The 1,655-nt window shown below is 44.5% G+C and carries 1 protein-coding gene and 1 pseudogene; one reads left to right on the forward strand and one right to left on the reverse strand.

Going from position 1 to position 1,655, the window contains the following annotated elements:
- Positions 1-295 (reverse strand): annotated as a pseudogene (locus R8269_RS23860) (hypothetical protein); the annotation flags it as partial.
- 72 nt (positions 296-367) lie between these two features.
- Here R8269_RS23860 and R8269_RS23865 point away from each other — a divergent pair.
- Complete coding sequence (locus R8269_RS23865) at positions 368-1,576, forward strand: IS4-like element ISVsa5 family transposase (RefSeq protein WP_318222732.1); 1,209 nt, start codon at positions 368-370, stop codon at positions 1,574-1,576.
- Positions 1,577-1,655: the final 79 nt, after the last annotated feature.

Consider the following 1,655-nt stretch of genomic DNA (forward strand, 5'->3'; position numbering starts at 1 on the left):
GAAAACTGGTTAACTGGTAAGAAGCCGGAGTTGCTAACGGTGCGAAGGTATAAGGCAGAGAAAGTCCAAATTGAAAGGTGTAGCCTTGATCGCGACTGTTTGCCAGCATGGCTGCCGCTGAAGCTCCTCCAGCACCAGGATGGTAAAGGATATTAACGGGTTGGCCGAGTTTTTCGGAAAGAACTTTCGCGAGGACTTGTCCTTGAATATCCGTACTGCCACCTTGATTAAAACCAATCAACATAGTCAGTGGCTGGGTACTGAGGAATCCCCTGATGATTTTAAGAAAAATCATCAATTTAAGCTGGATACACATCTTGTCATGTGATCAAATGGTTCTGAGAAAAATCAATAACCAGACAACAAGATGTGCGAACTCGATATTTTACACGACTCTCTTTACCAATTCTGCCCCGAATTACACTTAAAACGACTCAACAGCTTAACGTTGGCTTGCCACGCCTTACTTGACTGTAAAACTCTCACTCTTACCGAACTTGGCCGTAACCTGCCAACCAAAGCGAGAACAAAACATAACATCAAACGAATCGACCGATTGTTAGGTAATCGTCACCTCCACAAAGAGCGACTCGCTGTATACCGTTGGCATGCTAGCTTTATCTGTTCGGGCAATACGATGCCCATTGTACTTGTTGACTGGTCTGATATCCGTGAGCAAAAACGGCTTATGGTATTGCGGGCTTCGGTGGCACTACATGGTCGTTCTATTACTCTTTATGAGAAAGCCTTTCCGCTTTCAGAGCAATGTTCAAAGAAAGCTCATGACCAATTTCTAGCCGACCTTGCGAGCATTCTACCGAGTAACACCACACCGCTCATTGTCAGTGATGCTGGCTTTAAAGTGCCATGGTATAAATCCGTTGAGAAGCTGGGTTGGTACTGGTTAAGTCGAGTAAGAGGAAAAGTACAATATGCAGACCTAGGAGCGGAAAACTGGAAACCTATCAGCAACTTACATGATATGTCATCTAGTCACTCAAAGACTTTAGGCTATAAGAGGCTGACTAAAAGCAATCCAATCTCATGCCAAATTCTATTGTATAAATCTCGCTCTAAAGGCCGAAAAAATCAGCGCTCGACACGGACTCATTGTCACCACCCGTCACCTAAAATCTACTCAGCGTCGGCAAAGGAGCCATGGATTCTAGCAACTAACTTACCTGTTGAAATTCGAACACCCAAACAACTTGTTAATATCTATTCGAAGCGAATGCAGATTGAAGAAACCTTCCGAGACTTGAAAAGTCCTGCCTACGGACTAGGCCTACGCCATAGCCGAACGAGCAGCTCAGAGCGTTTTGATATCATGCTGCTAATCGCCCTGATGCTTCAACTAACATGTTGGCTTGCGGGCGTTCATGCTCAGAAACAAGGTTGGGACAAGCACTTCCAGGCTAACACAGTCAGAAATCGAAACGTACTCTCAACAGTTCGCTTAGGCATGGAAGTTTTGCGGCATTCTGGCTACACAATAACAAGGGAAGACTTACTCGTGGCTGCAACCCTACTAGCTCAAAATTTATTCACACATGGTTACGCTTTGGGGAAATTATGAGGGGATCTCTCAGTGCATTGCCTCCAATTCCCATAATTTATTACGCCGATAATAACTTGGTGTAACCTTAAAAATGTAC

This window comes from Vibrio sp. Vb0667 (assembly GCF_033391095.1).

Bases quoted from the DNA above. Each gene is read 5' to 3' on its own strand.
- R8269_RS23865 (WP_318222732.1), top strand. From the start codon at position 368: ATGTGCGAACTCGATATTTTACACGACTCTCTTTACCAATTCTGCCCC.